The 16993-nt window shown below is 73.4% G+C and carries 9 protein-coding genes; 2 read left to right on the top strand and 7 right to left on the bottom strand.

Translation table 11 applies throughout. The annotated features are described in order from the left end of the window. The first annotated feature begins 39 nt into the window (after positions 1-39). Entirely contained in the window at positions 40-1056 is a 1017-nt protein-coding gene (locus AB0K65_RS04275; protein ID WP_365714160.1) for a LacI family DNA-binding transcriptional regulator, read from the top strand. Here AB0K65_RS04275 and AB0K65_RS04270 read toward each other — a convergent pair. From AB0K65_RS04270 to AB0K65_RS04245, 6 genes are all read right to left on the bottom strand, one after another. Beyond that, complete coding sequence (locus AB0K65_RS04270; RefSeq protein ID WP_365714159.1) at positions 1010-3268, bottom strand: glycoside hydrolase N-terminal domain-containing protein; 2259 nt, start codon at positions 3266-3268, stop codon at positions 1010-1012. The two genes, AB0K65_RS04275 and AB0K65_RS04270, sit on opposite strands and share 47 nt — an antisense overlap. After that, positions 3265-5262 (bottom strand): beta-galactosidase, encoded by a 1998-nt coding sequence (locus tag AB0K65_RS04265; RefSeq protein ID WP_365714158.1) that lies wholly within the window; start codon positions 5260-5262, stop codon positions 3265-3267. Before AB0K65_RS04265 ends, AB0K65_RS04270 begins: the two co-directional genes overlap by 4 nt. Then, positions 5262-7475: a 1,4-beta-glucanase gene (locus AB0K65_RS04260; RefSeq protein ID WP_365714157.1), complete on the bottom strand. Its 2214-nt coding sequence runs from the start codon at positions 7473-7475 to the stop codon at positions 5262-5264. Before AB0K65_RS04260 ends, AB0K65_RS04265 begins: the two co-directional genes overlap by 1 nt. Positions 7476-7724: 249 nt before the next feature. After that, positions 7725-8702 carry a carbohydrate ABC transporter permease gene (locus AB0K65_RS04255; RefSeq protein WP_365714156.1) on the bottom strand — a complete coding sequence of 326 codons (978 nt, stop codon included), beginning with the start codon at positions 8700-8702 and terminating at the stop codon, positions 7725-7727. Continuing rightward, positions 8699-9742: an ABC transporter permease subunit gene (locus AB0K65_RS04250; protein ID WP_365714155.1), complete on the bottom strand. Its 1044-nt coding sequence runs from the start codon at positions 9740-9742 to the stop codon at positions 8699-8701. The genes AB0K65_RS04255 and AB0K65_RS04250 overlap by 4 nt, the downstream gene beginning before the upstream one ends. 2 nt (positions 9743-9744) lie before the next feature. After that, positions 9745-11442, bottom strand: a complete 1698-nt coding sequence (locus tag AB0K65_RS04245; RefSeq protein ID WP_365714154.1) for an extracellular solute-binding protein — start codon at positions 11440-11442, stop codon at positions 9745-9747. Positions 11443-11801: 359 nt separating this feature from the next. On the opposite strand from AB0K65_RS04245, the gene AB0K65_RS04240 reads away from it, so the two are divergent. Beyond that, complete coding sequence (locus AB0K65_RS04240; protein WP_365714152.1) at positions 11802-14675, top strand: glycoside hydrolase family 3 C-terminal domain-containing protein; 2874 nt, start codon at positions 11802-11804, stop codon at positions 14673-14675. A 68-nt stretch (positions 14676-14743) separates the two neighbouring features. Here AB0K65_RS04240 and yicI read toward each other — a convergent pair whose 3' ends face one another. After that, on the bottom strand, positions 14744-16984 hold the full coding sequence (gene yicI / locus AB0K65_RS04235) for an alpha-xylosidase (protein WP_365714150.1): 2241 nt from the start codon (positions 16982-16984) through the stop codon (positions 14744-14746). Positions 16985-16993: the final 9 nt, after the last annotated feature.

The raw sequence follows: 16993 nt of genomic DNA, 5'->3' as shown, positions 1-16993 counted from the left end.
AGCGTTTCACCACACCTCAAGAGTCTGCCGGGAGCGCGGATGGTCACCCTCGCCGAAGTCGCCCGGCACGCCGGAGTGTCCGCCAGTACGGTCAGTTACGTCCTGAGCGGCAAGCGCTCCATCTCCGCCGGGACCCGGCAGCGGGTCCGCGAGAGCATCGACCGGCTGGGCTACCAGCCCCACGCCGGGGCCCGCGCGCTCGCCAGCAGCCGGTCCCGCGTCATCGCCCTCATGGTCCCGCTCCGGACCGACATGTACGTCCCCGTCATGATGGAGATCGCGGTCGCCGTCGCGACCACCGCGCGGACGCACGGCTACGACGTGCTCCTGCTCACGGGCGAGGAGGGCCCCTCGGCCATGCGCCGGGTCATCGGCAGCGGCCTCGCCGAGGCGACGATCCTGACGGACATCCAGCTCGACGACGAACGGCTCCCGCTGCTGCGCGCCGCCGGACAGCCGGCGGTGCTCCTCGGGCTGCCGGCCGACACGGCCGGACTGAGCTGCGTCGATCTGGACTTCGAGGCGGCAGGCGCGCTGTGCGTGGACCACCTGGCCGAGCTGGGCCACCGGGACATCGCGGTCATCGGCGAGTCCCCCGGCGTCTACGCCCGCCACACGGGATTCGCCGAGCGGACCCTGCGCGGACTGCGCGTCCGCGCCACCGCCCGGGGCGTGGGTCTGCTCCACCGGCCCTGCGAGGGCGGCCACGACGCGCTCTCCGGCACGCTCGCCCGCATCTTCGACGAACGGCCCGGCACCACCGGCTTCGTGGTGCAGAACGAGTCCGCCGTCGAGCCGCTGCTCGCGCTGCTCCGCCGCACGGGCCGGGCCGTGCCCGAGGACGTGTCGGTGGTGGCGGTCTGTCCCGACCAGCTCGCCGCCCAGGCGTCGGTGCGCCTCACCTCGGTGGCGATCCCCGCGCAGGAACTGGGCCGGCGGGCCGTGGAACGCCTGGTCGCGCGGCTGGACGGGACCGGCGACCACGGCGTCGAACTGCTCACGCCCGTCCTCACCGTGCGGGACAGCTCGGGCCCCGCTCCCCGTCTCGCGCGGTGACGACACGCTCCTCGCCCTCGGCCAGGTCGAGCGTGGCGGAGCCGTCCGGGGTCCGCAGATCGATCCGTACGGTCCGGGTCGGCCGGAGGACCGCCGTGTACGTCCCCGGGGCCCACTCCAGACCGACCCGCACGCCGCACCGGGTCCGGATGCCCGTCAGCCGCCCGGACGGACAGGCGGCGGGGGGCGCGGGAAGCAGGACGAGGCGCCCGGGGGTGGACTGGACCAGGGACTCGACGAGCAGGGCCGGCAGGGCGTGGGCGGCGTCGGCGTTGTAGACGTCGCGGCCCGGATAGTGGGCGCTCATGAGCGAGTCGTGGAAGTAGTCACCCGTCAGAAGCCGCTCCAGGCAGGTCTGGACCCGGCCGGCGTCCCGCAGCCGGGCGGCGATCAGGGCGTGGTGCAGGTGGCCGTGGGCCGCGTCGTTCTCGCTGCCGCGCAGTTCGAGGGCGCGCCGGGCGGCCGTCGCCAGGGCCGGGGTGTCGTAGGGATTGATCTCCTCCAGCGGCCAGACGGGGTAGAGGTGGCTGAGGTGCCGGTGGTCGTAGCGGTCGTCGAGCCCGGGCCGGGCCCATTCCGCCAGCGCTCCGTCGTCGTTGACGCGCAGGGGCGCGAGCCGGTCCGCGAGCGCGCGCAGGCGGGCGGCGCGCGGGCCGGGGGCGCGGTCGGCGGCGGCCAGGAGGGCGTGCCGGGCGGCGCAGACGTCCATCGTCGCGTCGACCGCGCCCCAGCTTCCGTTCGCGGGGCGGTTCTCCGGGGAGTACGAGGGGACGACGGCGATGCGCCCGTCGGGGCCTGTCCGGGTGAGGAAGTCCTCGTAGAAGTCGGCCACCTCGTCGAGCAGGGCGGTCAGGCGCGGGCTGTGCGCGCCGCGGCCCTCCTCCTCGTCGAGCAGGGGCTTGAGCAGCCAGTCGGCGCCGGCGGTCCACAGGTGGAGGGGGTAGGCGCGGCTGAAGTGGTAGCTGTGTCCGCTTTCGCCGTCGGTGTGGGAGGGGGCGACGACGCCGCGGGCTCCGAAGACGGTCCGGGCGTTGTCGCGCCAGTCGGGCAACTGGCCCTCGATGAGCGCGGACTGTGCCGCCGTGACCTCGGGCAGGTCGGCGGCGGCAGCCGAGGAGGTCTGGAGGTTGAGGTTGGCGTTGGTCGTGAAGGCGCCGGACCAGGCGGTGTTCCAGTCGCCCGTCCACAGGCCGGTCAGGCGCGGCGGGAGCATGCCGGAGGAGGAGAGGAGGTGGTAGCGGCCGGCGGCGAAGAGCCGTTCGAGCAGCGCGGGGCCGGGCGGCCGGCGCAGCAGGACGGAACCGGGGAGCGCGCGTTCGGAGGGATGCGCCGCGAGGTCGAGCGTCACGCGGCCGTAGGCGGTCGTGTGCAGGGCGGTGTGGCGGGCGAGCAGCCCGGTCCAGAGCCGTCCGCGGTCGCGGGAGCGGGCCGGGGCGCCGTCGGGCCGGCGCAGCAGTGCGCGCAGGTCGGCGACCTCCCCGGCCACGTCGAGTTCCTCGTCGTGGCGCCGGACGCGCGTGAGGGTCAGGATGTCCCGGGCGCCCTCGATCCGTACGCCCGACGTGGTGATCGAGACGCGGCCGCCCGTCGTGAGGAGCAGGACGACGCCCGTGTAGCCGTGGCGGGCGCGCGGGTAGCCGGCCCGCAGGGTGAGGACGGCGTCGTGCCCGGTCAGCGTCGCGCCCCGGCCGATCGCGAGGTCGGCGGGGACACCGGGGAGCCGGTGGTCGAGGCCGAGTTCGACGGCGGGCCCGGGCTCGGTCACGTGCTGGACGACGACGTCGTCGGCGCGGGAGACGAAGACGCGGCTGCGGCGGCGGTCCTGGTCGGTGGTGACGACGCCGCTGGTGAAGTCGACGTGCCGACGGACCGAGGCCGCGGCGGGGAGGCCGGCCGGCTCGCGCGTCAGGCGGGTCTGGAACGCGGGGTGGAAGGCGCGCACCCAGTGGGTGGGGCGTCCGTCGGTGAAGTCCTCGGCCGCCGTGCGGTCCCCGGCGAGCAGCCGGTCCTGGAGGCCGGCCAGTCGGGCGGCGAGACGCGGGGGCCGCGCGGCCTCGGGGTCGTCGTGCGGCCGGACGAGGGTGTGGTGGGTGATGATCACGCGGTCGTCGTCCGGGTCGCCGAGGACCATCGCGCCGTGCCTGCCGTTGCCGGAGAGGAAGGCGTCCTCCCACCGCCGGGCGGGCTGCGGCTCCCATGTCCCGTGGATCACGGCGTCTCCTCTGCCAGGACCGCCACACCGTGGCGTTCCAGGCGCAGCGTGTCGCGCACGGGCGCGGCCGTGAGGAGGTCGCGGTGGCGTCCGGGCACGGGCACTGTGACGTCGCCGCGCCGGTGGTTGAGCACGAAGAGCAGCTCGCCGCGGCGGACCGCCTCCACACCGTCGGGCAGTCCTTCGAGGGTGGGGAGCACCCCCGCCTCGCGGGCGACGGCCGCGAGGAGGTCGCGCAGGGCGGGGGGCTCCGGGAGCGTGGAGAGGTAGTGGGCGCGGCCGTTGCGGAGTACGGCGGGCAGGCCGTCCAGCTCGCCGCCCCGGTAGGTGGCGACCGTCTCCGCGCCGGGGGCGGGGGTGAGCTCCTCCGACCAGAGCGTGCCGAGGAAGTCTCCGCAGTCGACCCGCTCGCCCTCGTCCAGCGGCCACCGTTCGTGGACGAGGTCGATGCCGAAGAGTGCGCGGAGCCGGTGGTCCATGCCCCCGGGGCGGACGCGGTCGTCCTGGTCCACGAGGCCGGTGAGGAAGCCGGAGACGACGGTGCCGCCGCCGCGTACGTAGCCGGCGAGGTTCTCGACGGCCCGGTCGTCGAGGAGGGGGAGATGCGGGACGACGACGAGCCGGTGGGCGGACAGGTCGTGGGAGGGGTGGGCGAAGGAGGTGGTGAGGTGGGCGTCCCAGAGGGCGCGGTGCCAGGCGCGGACGAGTGCGGCGTAGTCGAGGTGGACCGACGGTCCGCCGTCCCGCGCTCCGGCCCACCAGGCGTCCCAGTCGTGCAGGATCGCCACGTCGGCGGTGAGGCGGGTGCCCGCCACGTGGGGACCGAGCAGGGCGAGCTCCGCACCGACCCGGACCACCTCCTGGAAGATCCGGCCCCGCTCCCCCGCGTGGCCGAGCATCCCGGAGTGCCACTTCTCCGCTCCCTGGCGGGACTGGCGCCACTGGAAGTAGCAGACGGCGTCGGCCCCGTGGGCGACGGCCTGGAGGGTCCAGAGGCGGTTGAGACCGCGCGGTTTGGGGTGGTTGACTCCCCGCCAGCTGACCGCGCCGGCCGCCTGTTCCATCACCATCCACGGGCCGCCGTCCGCCTGGGAGCGGGTCATGTCGCCGATCATGGCGTTGTACTGGCCGCCGTACGGGTCCTTCGGGTCGGGGTAGACGTCGACGGAGACGACGTCCTCCTCCCGGGCCCATCGCCAGGCGTCCTGGCCGGTCCAGAACGGCATGAAGTTGGTGGTGACGGGGAGGTGCGGGGTGTGCCGGCGGACGATGTCGCGCTCGGCGGCGTAGCACTCCAGGAGCATGTCGGAGGTGTAGCGGCGGAAGTCGAGCAGCTGGGCGGGGTTCTTCAGGTAGTGGGCGCGGCGCGGGGGGAGGATCTCGCTCCAGTCGTCGTAGCGCTGGCCCCAGAAGGCGGTGCCCCAGGCGTCGTTGACCGCGTCCGTCGTCCCGTACCTGTCCTGGAGCCAGCGGCGGAAGGTGCGGGCCGCCTCGTCGCCGTGGTCGACGGTGCAGTACTCGTTGTTGATGTGCCACATGACGAGGGCGGGGTGGGTGGCGTAGCGGGCGGCGAGGTCCTCGGTGACGGCCGCGGCGTGGCGGCGGTAGACCTCGCTGGAGTGGGAGAAGTGCTGGCGGGAGCCCCACCACTCGGTCCGGCCGTCCTCGTCGCGGGGCAGGGTCTCGGGGTGGAGGCGGCCCAGCCAGGGCGGGGGCGAGGAGGTGGGGGTGGCGAGCACGACGCCGATGCCGTGATCGTGCATGAGGTCCATGAGCCGGTCGAGCCATCCGAAGTCGCGCGCGCCGGGCCGGGGTTCGATGCGCGCCCAGGAGAAGACGCCGAGGGTGACGGAGGTGACGCCGGCCCGCTTCATGAGCCGGACGTCCTCCTGCCAGGTCTCCTCGGGCCACTGTTCGGGGTTGTAGTCGCCGCCGAAGAGGATGCGGGCCCGGTCCGGGTCCGCCGCCCGGGTCACGTCGCCGAGGCCGGGCATCAGGCGATGTCTCCGTACTGGATGCCCCGGCCGTTGGTCCCGAGGTAGACGCGGCCGTACGTCCGGGGGTCGCCGGTGATCGTCTCGCCGGTCCAGCCCCACTGGTGGGCGTCGTCGTTGATACGGGTCCAGCTCGCGCCCTCGTCGTCGGAGCGGAGGACGGCGACGACGCCGGTGGTGGCTCCTGTCTGGTAGAGCGCCGGATAGGCGGCGCCGTCCGCCGCCTTGCCGAAGCCGAGGGCGTAGGAGGCCCGGCAGCCGGTCACCCTGGTGAAGGTGCGTCCGGCGTCGGTCGACCGGTGGAGGCCCTCTTCCTTCGCCGAGAGCCAGAGGTGGCCACGGCGGCCCGGGGCGGCCACGATGCGGAACTGCGTGTCTCCGGCGGGGAGTCCGCTCGCACGCGGGGCGAAGGTGAGGCCGCTGTCCGTGCTCGCGTGGACTAGCCCGGTGTCGGTGTCGTACGCGTAGAAGAGGGCCGGGTCGGTCGGGTCGGCGACCGGGGTGGCGCCCTTGGGGAAGGAGGGGACCTCGGTCCAGGTGGTGCCGTTGTCGGTGGAGCGGTGGGTCGCGTGCCGGGTGCCGTCCCCGTGCACGAAGGACCAGAGCAGGGTCCGGGCGTCGGCGCTCGTCGCAATGGGTCCGGGTGCGTCCTTGGCGATCGGGGGCTGGGTGGGGAAGGGCGCCCAGGTCCGGCCTCCGTCGGTGGAGTACGCGCCGTTGCCCTGGTCGCCCCATCCGGTGCGGACGACGTAGGACGGTGCCCGGGACGCCTGCGCGAGGCCGGTCGCCGACCCGGACACCGGTCGTGTGGCCATGCCGCGCGAGGGGGACGCCGTGAGGCTGTCGTGGTACATGACGCCGACGTCGCCGAGCCCGCTGATCAGGCGCGCCGTCCCGACCGGCGGCGAGATAAGCCGGCGCACGGCGGACTCCTCCAGGCCCCGGACACGGGGGGCCCAGTGGACCAGGTCCCGGGTGGCGTAGAGCGTCGCGCCGGTGCCGAAGAGCAGGTGGCGCGAGTCGTACGGATCCAGGGCGACGGCCTGGATCCACCAGCCGAACTTCGGGGCGGCCTCCCCCCAGTTGAGGAAGGGGGTCTCCGACACGTCCAGCACGGCCGTGTCCTTGAGGGACGTCCAGGTGGCGCCGCCGTCGGTGGTGCGCAGGAGGGTGTCGACCTGTGCCCAGCGGTTGTTGGTGGAGACGACGGCGGTGCCGGGTCGTCGGGCGTCGACGGCGACGCCGCCGTAGCCGAAGGTGTCCGCGCCACCGGGCCTGAGGGGGGTGACGTCGGTCCAGCGGCCGGTGACGGCGTGCAGCTTGTGCACCGAGCCGTCGGTCTGGCCGTTGGGTCCGGGGGCGTCGGCGTAGGTGACGTACAGCTCGCGGGTGGCGGCGTCGTACGCGGCGCGGACCGGGATCGCGGCGGCGGGTCCGGTGGGCCGGCCGGGCACGGGCTCCCAGCCGGCGGGGGTGGTGCGGTGGAGCGCGCCGCCGGCGTCGCCCCAGCCGGCGTAGAGCGTGCGGCCCGCGGCGACGAGCAGGGTGACGCCCTGGCCGGTGGCCGAGGGCTGTCCGGGAAAGCCGGGGGCGGGGGCCCAGGTGGCGCCGCGGTCGGTGGACCTCAGCAGGCCGTCGTGGCGGGTGCCCAGCCACAGGGTGTCGCTGTCGCGCGGGTCGACGAGGAGCCGTTCGCCGGTGCCCCGCCCGTCCTCGTTGGCGCCGAGCTTCACGGTGAGGTCGGTGCGGGCCCAGGTGGCGCCGCGGTCCTCGGAGCGCAGGACGGCTCCGTTGCCGGACCAGGACTGGCTGTAGGTGCCGACCGCGAGGTAGAGGCGGTCGGGGTGCGCGCGGTCGACGGCGATCGCCTCGACACCGAGGAGGTTCCAGTCGTCCCAGCCGAGGTGGTCGGTGAGCGGGGTCCAGCGGGCGAGCGCGTCGTCCCAGCGGTAGGCGCCGCCGATGTCGGTGCGGGCGTAGGCCAGTCCGCGTACGGCGGGGTGGAAGAGCACGCCGGTGACGAAGCCGGTGCCGCCGATGACGGCGGTGCGCCAGCGGTAGGGGGTGACCGCGGGGTGGGAGGCGGGCGCGGCGACGGCCGCTGCCGGGGACCCCGGCAGGGCGAGGGGGAGGGCGGTGGCGGCGGCTGTGGCCGCGGCTCCGGTGAGGACGGTGCGGCGGCCGAACGGACGGGACGACGGCGTGCGCGGCATGGCGGACCTCTCGGTCGGTGGGGGCGGGAAGGGGCGTGCGGGGGGCGCGGTGGATGTCGTGCGGTCACGGGCGGCCCTCGAAGCGACGGCCGGCCGTCGGCGGCCCAGGGGGACGCCCGGCCCCCGACGGGCCGGCCGGCTGCGCGGGGGACCGCCGTCCCAAGGCGAGGCGGCCGTCACGGAACGAGGTGACCGTCCTCGGACGAGGCGGCCGTCCCTGAGCGAGGTGACCGGCCCTCGGCGGGACGGTCAGCCCTTGACCGCGCCGGTGAGCATGCCCTTCTTGAAGTGCTTCTGGACGAAGGGGGAGAGCACGGCGACCGGCAGCAGGGCCAGCACCATCACGGCCATCTGGACGGCGAGTCCGGACAGCGGGCCGGCCTTGACCGCCTGGCCGAGGCCGACCGGGATCTCCTGCTTCTGCACCAGCTGGATGAGGACGTTCTGGAGCGGCATCATGCGCTGGTCGCTGAGATAGATCGAGGCGTTGAACCAGGCGCTCCAGTAGCCCACGGCGTAGAAGAGGGTGATCACGGCGATCACGGCGCGGGACAGCGGCATGACGACCTGCCACAGGATGCGGAAGTCCCCGGCGCCGTCGATCCGGGCGCTGTCGATGAGTTCCGGGGAGATGCCCATGAAGAAGCCGCGCAGGACGAGGATGTTGAAGACGCTCACGGCGCTCGGCAGGATCAGCGCCAGGTAGGTGTCGGTCAGGCCGAGGGTCTGGACGAGCAGATAGGTGGGGATCAGCCCGGCGCCGAAGAACATCGTGGCGAGCAGGGCGAGCAGGATGAGGCGGTGACCGAGCGAGCCCGGTCGGGAGAGTCCGTAGGCGCACAGGACGGACACCGTCATCGAGAAGAGGGTGCCGGTGACGGTCACGGCGACGCTGACCAGGGCGGCGCGGGTGACCTGACCGCCGCTGAGCAGCTCCTGGTAGGCGATGAAGGTGATGTCCCTCGGCACGACGACCAGGCCGCCGGTCTCCGTGATCGTCTTCTTGGACGAGAGGCTGGTCACCACCACGATCCACAGCGGGAAGAGCACGGCGAGACAGGAGAGGGTGAGCACGGCGCCCTTGAGGGTGAGGCCGGCGCGGGTGGGCGGCTCCTCCCACACGGGACGGGCGGGCGCGGCCCAGCGGCCGGCGCTCCGGGGCCCGCCGGCCGTGACGGGTCGCCGCGGGGACGCGGTCCTGCCGGATCCCGGTGCCGTCGCGGTCATTTCCGGTACACCCCCTGCTCGCCCATGAGATGGGCGGCCTTGTTGGCGGAGAGGACCAGCACGAGGCCGACGACTCCCTTGATCAGTCCGGCGGCGGCCGCGTAGCTGAAGTCCTGGCTGCGCAGTCCCGTCCACCACACGAAGGTATCGAGGACCTCCGCCGCTCCGGGGCCGACCGCGTCGCGCTGCAGCAGCAGCTGTTCGAAGCCCACGGTGAGGGCGTCGCCCACGCGCAGCACGAGGAGCAGCGCGATGATCGGGCGGAGCGCCGGCAGGGTGACGTGCCACATCCGGCGCCACCTGCTCGCTCCGTCCATGGCGGCGGCCTCGTACAGCTCCTGGTTGACGGCGGCGAGGGCCGCGAGGAAGACGATGACGCCCCAGCCGGCGTCCTTCCAGATCCCCTCGGCCGTGACGAGGAACCTGAAGATCCCCGGGTCGGTCATGAGGTCGAATCCCTCGTAACCGTGCCGGCGCAGGGTCTGGGCGATGATGCCGGCGCCGCCGAGGATCTGCTGGAAGACGGTGACGACGAGGACCCAGGAGAAGAAGTGGGGAAGGTAGAGCACGGACTGGACGACCGCCCGCACGCGGGGCCGCAGCACGCTGTTGACGAGCAGGGCGAGGGCGATCGGTACGGGGAAGAAGAGGACGAGCTGGAGGAGGAAGAGGACGAGGGTGTTCTCGACCGCGTGCCAGAAGTCCGGGTCGGAGAAGACGCGTTCGAACTGGTCGAAGCCGACCCAGGGGCTCTCCAGGACGGCGGTCACGCCGTTGGTGGAAAGGTAGGGGTCGTAGTCCTGGAAGGCGACCACGTTGCCCAGGATCGGGATGTAGTGGAAGACCAGGACGAGCAGCAGCGCCGGGGCCGACATGAGGAGCAGGGCCCGGTCGCGCCGGAAGCGGCGGCCGAGGGGCACCTTCCCGGACGTCCCGGCCGGCCTGCCGGGCCGGGACGGCGCGGTCGCCGGCTTCCCCGTGGGGGGCCGCGGAGCGGACGCCGCCGTCCGGTCCGGGGTGGCGGTGTCGGGCGTGGTCACGGTCAGCTCGCCGCGGGGCCGTTGGCGTCGAGCAGCTCGCGGTACCAGTCGCGCAACTGGTCCCCGCCGCCGCTCTTCCACTCCGAGACGGCCTGCTGCATGTCGGAGATCTTCCTGCGGCCCCGGACGATGTCCTTCTCCAGCTGCTCGAAGTCGTTCATGAGGGCGGTCCAGCGCGAGGGCTCGGTCACCGTCATGCCGTAGAAGCTGGACTTGGTGGTGAAGGCGCCCATGCGCTGCTGCCACTCGACCATGGCCCGGGTCGCCTCGGGGGTGTCCGGGTGCGCGATGTAGGGGGCCGGGCTGCCCATGAAGAGCCAGGAGCTGGAGACCTCCTGGTTGCCCTGGTCGGTCTTGACCGGCATCCCGTCCTTCACGGTGTGGTCGACGCCCTCGACGCCGAAGTCGGTGAGCATCCGCTCCCGGGTGCCGTAGGGGGCGGCGGTGAAGTCGGCGATGGCGAGGACGTCCTCGACGAGAGCCTTGGGGCTGCCCTTGCGCACGAAGGCCCAGATGCCGGCGGGGTTGACGGCCCACAGCTTGGGCGCGCCGCCCGCGTGGCCGGGGATGTCCATCGCCGCGATGGCGAAGTCGGGATTCTGGGCGGCCTGTTCGGCGGTCTTGGCGTACCAGTGGGAGAGGTCGTTGTTGTAGACGAGGACCTGTCCCGAGGTGAAGCGGTTGCCGGCGTCCCCCTGGTTCTGCGCCTTGGCGTCGGGGTGGACGACGCCCGCCTCGAAGAGTCTGCGGGTCCACTCCAGCGCTTCGAGGTACTCCTGCGTCTCGATGCGGTTGATCAGCTTGCCGTCGACGAGGTTCCAGCCGAGCGCCTTGTCGCTGCCGCTCAGGACGCCGAACATGTTGAAGGCGGTCCACGTCATGTCGTCGCAGGCCCACACCTTGGCCTTGGCGCTGGTGATCTCCTTGGCGAGGGCGAGGAACTCGTCGGCGTTCTTGGGGAGTTGCCATCCCTTCGCCTCGAAGACGTCCTTGCGGTAGAAGGGCGCGATGTTGGTGACGTACGAGGCGGGCATCGGCAGTCCGCGCAGCTTTCCGCCGAAGATGGACCGCTGCCAGGCGTCCGTCGGGATGGCGGCGAGGTTGGGGTAGGCCTTGACCCTGTCCCCGGACAGGTAGGGGCCGAGGTCCTCGAACTTGGCGTTGACGGCGCTGGGTATCTTGCCGCCGAGGTTCCAGCCGGGGACGACGACCACGTCCGGGATGTCGCTGGAGGCGAGGACGGCGCCGAGCTTCTGGTCGTAGACGTTGCCGTCCTGGTTCTGCCAGGTGGCCTTGACGCCGATGGCCTCGTTCATCGCCCGGTAGTAGGGGTTGTCGGGAGCGGGCGGGGTGCCCCAGAGCGGCGCCATGATCGTGATCGCGCTGCCCTTGCCCTTCTTGGTGGGGACGGAGGCCTTGAGCCGGTCGGCGGGGATCGCCCGGGTGAAACCGGCCGCCGAGCCGTTACGCGGGGCGATGTCGGGAGCGACGACGGTGCTCGCCACGTAGGCGGGGAGGATCTTCGCCGCGTCCTTGCCCGTGGTGGTGCCGTCCTTCCTGCCGGTCTCCGCTCCCCCGCAGGCGGTGAGCAGGGGCGCGCCGCCGGCCACCGCGACGGCGGCGACGGCGGTGGAGGCGAGGAACCCTCTCCGGCTCGGAGCGGAGCTCGCGGAGCCCGTGGGGACGGCGTTCGGCGTCATTGCGTCAACCCTTCATGGCGCGCCGGGACACCCGGCGGCTGCGGGCCTCCGGTCGGCTGCGGTGTCTGAGGTGGAGCGGGCGGGGCGCGGGCCCCGCGGGCGCCGTCGACTCACGTGATCGACGGCCTTGCCGACAAGCGGTGTCGAAGCGCTTCGATGTTGCTGTGAGGTTAAGTGAACGTCTCAGGCACGGCAAGAGTTGATCGGCATTTTCGTGGGCACTTCGCGGAAAGTAGCGCGGCGAAGTGCCGTATCGCGCCAGTGGAGTGATACGCCCTCACGCCTTGACACACCTTCGGGAGCGGCGGAGCATCGAAGCGCTTCGAATCACTGTCCTTCCTCTGCCAAGGGACTCGCACGTGACCGCAGACCGGCCGCTCTTCCGTGACTCCGCCCAACCCGTCGGCCGACGGGTCGACGACCTGCTCGCCCGGCTCGCCCCCGCGGAACGGCTCGCGATGCTGCACCAGTTCGCGCCCGCGGTCGAACGTCTCGGGCTGGCCGCGTTCCGCACCGGTCAGGAGGCCCTGCACGGGGTCGCCTGGATGGGGCCCGCCACGGTCTTCCCCCAGGCCGTGGGGCTCGGCGCCACCTGGAACCCGGACCTGGTGCGCCGGGTCGGCGAGGCGGTGTCCCGGGAGGTCCGCGCGATGCGCGCGAAGGACGACCGGGTGGGCCTCAACGTCTGGGCGCCGACGGTCAACCTCCTGCGCAACCCGCTGTGGGGGCGGGGCGAGGAGGGGTACTCCGAGGACCCGGCCCTCACCACCGCGATCGCCGTCGCGTACACGCGGGGACTGCGCGGCGACCACCCCGCGTACTGGCGCACCGCGCCCGTGCTCAAGCACTGGCTCGCCCACAACAACGAGGCCGACCGGGACACCTCCTCGGCCTCCGTGCGGCCCCGGGTGCTGCACGAATACGACCTCCGCGCGTTCCGCGGCGCCGTCGAGGCGGGGGCGGTCGCCGGGGTGATGCCGGCGTACAACCTCGTCAACGGCCGCCCGAACCATCTTTCGCCCTACCTGGCGCAGGAGCTTCGCCAGTGGACCGCGCGGCCGCTCCTCGTCTGCTCCGACGCGGGCGCGCCCTCCAATCTGGTCGACTCGCAGCGGTACTTCGGCACGCACGAGGAGGCCGTGGCCGCGTCCCTGCGCGCCGGCGTGGACTCCTTCACCGACCACGGCACCGACGCGTCGGTCGTCGTGGGCCGGCTGCGCGGCGCACTGGAGCGGGGACTCGTCGGCCAGGACGACATCGACACGGCGGTACGGCGCCAGCTGGCGGTCCGCTTCGCGCTCGGCGAGTTCGACCCCGAGCTGGATCCCCACGCGGACGAGCGGGCCTTCGACACGGCCGGACACCGGGCGCTGGCGAGGGAGGCCGCCGAGCAGGCGGTCGTCCTGCTCTCCAACGAGCCGCGGGACGGGCACGGCCCGCTGCTGCCGCTCACCCCCGGCGTCCGCGTCGCGGTCGTCGGCCTCCTCGCCGACGCGTGCAAACTCGACTGGTACAGCGGCTCCCTGCTGCACCGCTCGACCCCCCTGGACGGGCTGCGCGAGCGCTACGGGGCGGACCGGGTGACCTTCGCGGAGGGGGTGGACCGCATACGGCTGCGCACGGCCTCCGGTGCCCGGCTGCGGGTGCCCGTGAGCGAGGCGGCCGGTGCGGGACACGCCGCCGAGGGCTCCCTGGACCCCGCGCTGCTCGCCGGCCGCACGGACCTGCCGCCGCTCACCACGGACCCGGAGGGGACCGAACTCGCCCTGGCCGACTGGGGTGACGGCGTGCTCACCCTGCGCGCCCCGGACGGCCGTCACCTGTCCGTCGCGGAGGACGGACTGGTCCGCGCCTCCGCCGACGAGCCGGGCGGCTGGGTCGTCCGCGAGACGTTCCGGCTCGAAGCCGTGGGGGCTCACGGGTCCCATGGGGCTGGTCACCTCCTTCGGCACCTCGCGACGGCTGGATACGTCTGTGTCGCCGCCGAGGGCGTGAAGGTTGCCGCCGAGCGCGCATCCGCCGAGATCTTCACGGTCGAGACGGTCGAGCGGGGCGAGGACGCGGTGGCGGAGGCCGCCGCCGGCGCGGACGTCGTGATCGTGGTCGCCGGGAACGACCCCCACATCAACGGCCGGGAGACCGAGGACAGGACCACGCTCGCGCTCCCCGCCCACCAGGACCGGCTGTGGCGGGCCGCCCACGCCGCCAACCCGCGCACCGTCCTCGTCCTGGTCTCCTCCTACCCGTACGCGGTGCCGGAGGCCGCCGCCACCCTGGCCGCCCTGCTGTGGACCGCGCACGGCGGCCAGGCCGCGGGCAGCGCCCTCGCCCGGGTCCTGGCCGGGGACGTCTCCCCCGCAGGACGGCTTCCCCAGACCTGGTACGCCGCCGACGCCGACCTGCCCGCGATGACGGACTACGACGTCGTCGGCGGACGCCAGACGTACCTCTACTTCGACGGCACGCCGCTGTTCCCGTTCGGGCACGGTCTGACCTACACCTCCTTCGCGTACGACGAGCTGTCGGCCGTACTCGACGGCGAGACCGTGCGGGTCGCGTGCACCGTCACCAACACGGGCGCGGTCGCCTCGGACGAGGTGGTCCAGGTGTACGCGCGGGCGGTGGCGCCGTCGGTGCCGCGCCCGCACCGCGAGCTGGTCGCCCACCGCCGGGTCGGCCTCGCCCCCGGCGCGTCCGCCGCCCTGGCGTTCGCGTTCCCGCTCCGGGAGCTGGGCTTCTGGGACGTGGCCCACGGCCGGTGGACGGTGGAGCCGGGGCCGTACGCGATCGAGGCGGGCTCCTCCAGCGCCGACCCGCGCCGATCGGTCCCCCTGGAGGTCGGCGGCGTGACGGCGGGCCCGCGGCCCGTACGGGAGCGCGGCCTCGAAGCCGTGGACTACGACGAGCAGTCCGGCACGGTGATCGTCGACCGGACGAAGACCGCGGGGGACGCCGTGACCCCGGACGGCCCGTACGGCGAGGGTGAACTCCTCTTCTGGGGGTGCGACTTCGGCGACGGCGTGACGGACGTCGCCGTCGAGGCCGCGGGTGAGGGCAGCGTCGAGCTCTCGCTGCTGGGCGGCCCCGTGCTCGCCCGTATCGACGTGCCCGCGACGGGCGGACCGTACGCCTACACGACGCTCGGCGCTCCGCTGCGCCTGAGGGACGTGGCGGACCTCCGCGTCAGGCTGCGCGGGCCGGTTCGGCTCGCGCACGTCGGTTTCCACGGCTGAGGGTCGGGAGGTACCGACGAGCGGGGCCCGGCACCGATGCCTTCCGGTGCCGGGCCCTTCCGTCGGCCTCAGGGGACGACCGGGACCTCCCCGCCGCCCAGCAGGCGTACCGCGTAAGGCCGCTCCGTGCCGCTCGCCGTCGCCGTGACCTCGTCGCCGGTCCGTGTCACGCGGTACGTCGCGGCCGGCCGGCCCTGGTGGTCGGGGACCGTGACCGTGCGCTCCACCGGGCCCGGGGCCACCAGCAGGGTGAGACCGTCGAGCCAGTCCCCGTCGGGCCGTTCCTCCTCGGCGCCCATCGGCAGGACGGCGCCCGGGCGGATGTAGAGGGGCAGGCTGTGGTCGGCGTGGACCTCCCGGCGCCAGCCGGGGCCGGTGACCGTCTCCCCCGTGAGGAGGTGGGTCCACTCCCCCGCCGGCAGGTACACCTCCACTTCTCCCCCGGCGGAGAAGACGGGCGCGACCAGCAGGTCGGGGCCCAGCATGTACTGGCGGTCCAGGGGCCGGCAGGCCGGATCGTCCGGGAACTCCAGCAGCATCGGCCGCATCACGGGCACGCCCGCGTCCCGGGCCTCGACCGCGGCCCCGTAGAGATACGGCATGAGGCGGTGCTTGAGCCGGGTGAACCGCCGGGCCACCTCGACGGCCCGCTCGCCGAACTCCCACGGCACCCGGTAGGAATCGCTGCCGTGCAGCCTGCTGTGCGAGGAGAGCAGGCCGAAGGCGAGCCAGCGCGTGAAGACGTCCGGGGACGGGGTCCCCTCGAAGCCGCCGATGTCGTGGCTCCAGAAGCCGAAGCCGCTCAGGGAGAGCGACAGGCCGCCGCGCAGCGACTCGGCCATGGCCTCGAAGGACGCCCAGCAGTCGCCGCCCCAGTGGACGGGGAACCGCTGCCCGCCCACGGTCGCCGAACGGGCGAAGAGGACGGCCTCGCCCGGTCCGCGCTCCTTCTCCAGGAGCTCGAAGACGGTCTGGTTGTAGAGCTGGGTGTAGTAGTTGTGCATCCGCTCGGGATCGGAGCCGTCGTGCCAGACCACGTCCGTCGGCACGCGTTCCCCGAAGTCGGTCTTGAAACAGTCGACGCCCTGGTCGAGGAGGGGGCGGAGGCGGTCCTGGAACCAGGTGCGGGCCGCGGGGTCGGTGAAGTCGACCAGCGCCATGCCCGGCTGCCACAGGTCCCACTGCCAGACGTCGCCGTTCGGCCGCTTCACCAGGTGGCCGCCCGCCACGCCCTCGGCGAAGAGGGCGGACTTCTGCGCGATGTAGGGGTTGATCCACATGCCGATCCGCAGCCCCCGCGCCTTGAGCCGGGCGAGCATGCCGGCCGGGTCGGGGAACGTGTCGGGGTCCCAGCGGAAGTCCGACCACTGGTAGGCGCGCATCCAGAAGCAGTCGAAGTGGAAGACCGAGAGCGGGATGCCCCGGTCGGCCATGCCGTCGACGAAGGAGGTGACGGTCGCCTCGTCGTAGGGGGTGGTGAAGGAGGTGGTCAGCCACAGGCCGAAGGACCAGGGCGGCGGCAGTGCGGGGCGGCCGGTCAGCGCGGTGTAGCGGGTGAGCACCTCCTTCGGCGTGGGACCGGCCACGACGTAGTACTCCAGGCTCTGGTCCTCGACGCTGAACTGCACCTGGCCGACGGATTCGGAACCGACCTCGAAGGAGACCCGGCCGGGGTGGTTGACGAAGACCCCGTAGCCGCGCGAGGAGAGGTAGAAGGGGATGTTCTTGTAGGCCTGCTCGCTGCTGGTTCCTCCGTCCGCCTGCCAGATGTCGACGCTCTGGCCGTTCTTGACGAAGGGGGTGAACCGCTCGCCCAGGCCGTAGACGTTCTCGCCGACGGCGAGGGCGAGCTGGACGGCCATGTGGTGCGCCCCGTCACCGGTCGTGACGAAGGCGGTGCCCTTGCCCCCCGACGAGGTCAGGACGCGTCCGTCGGCGTCGGTGAACTCCAGGGCCCACGGCCGGGAACGGTCAAGGCGCAGCCGCAGCGGGCCGCTGGCCAGCTCGGTGACGGGGCCGTCGGTGCGGACGCCCGCCCCTCCGGGGGAGTCCCCGGGCAGCTCGAAGTCGGGGCCGTGGTGGGCCCGGCCGGCGTGGTGGGTGACGCGTACGCCGATGACACCTTCGGCGGGCGAGAAGCACTCCACGGTCAGCAGCGCCGAGTTCAGGGTGTCGCCGCGGGTGCGGACCCGTTTGACGGAGGCGTAGGCCGTGAAGCGGTCGGCGCTCGGACGCAGATCGCGGACTTCGGTGGCGTACGAGGCCTGAACGCCCTCGCGCATCAGCCAGAAGCCGTCGGTGAACTTCATCGTGGTCCT

It is taken from the genome of Streptomyces sp. NPDC053755 (assembly GCF_040677675.1).
Lineage (GTDB): Bacteria > Actinomycetota > Actinomycetes > Streptomycetales > Streptomycetaceae > Streptomyces.
This window is presented reverse-complemented; position numbering and strand designations above follow the sequence as displayed.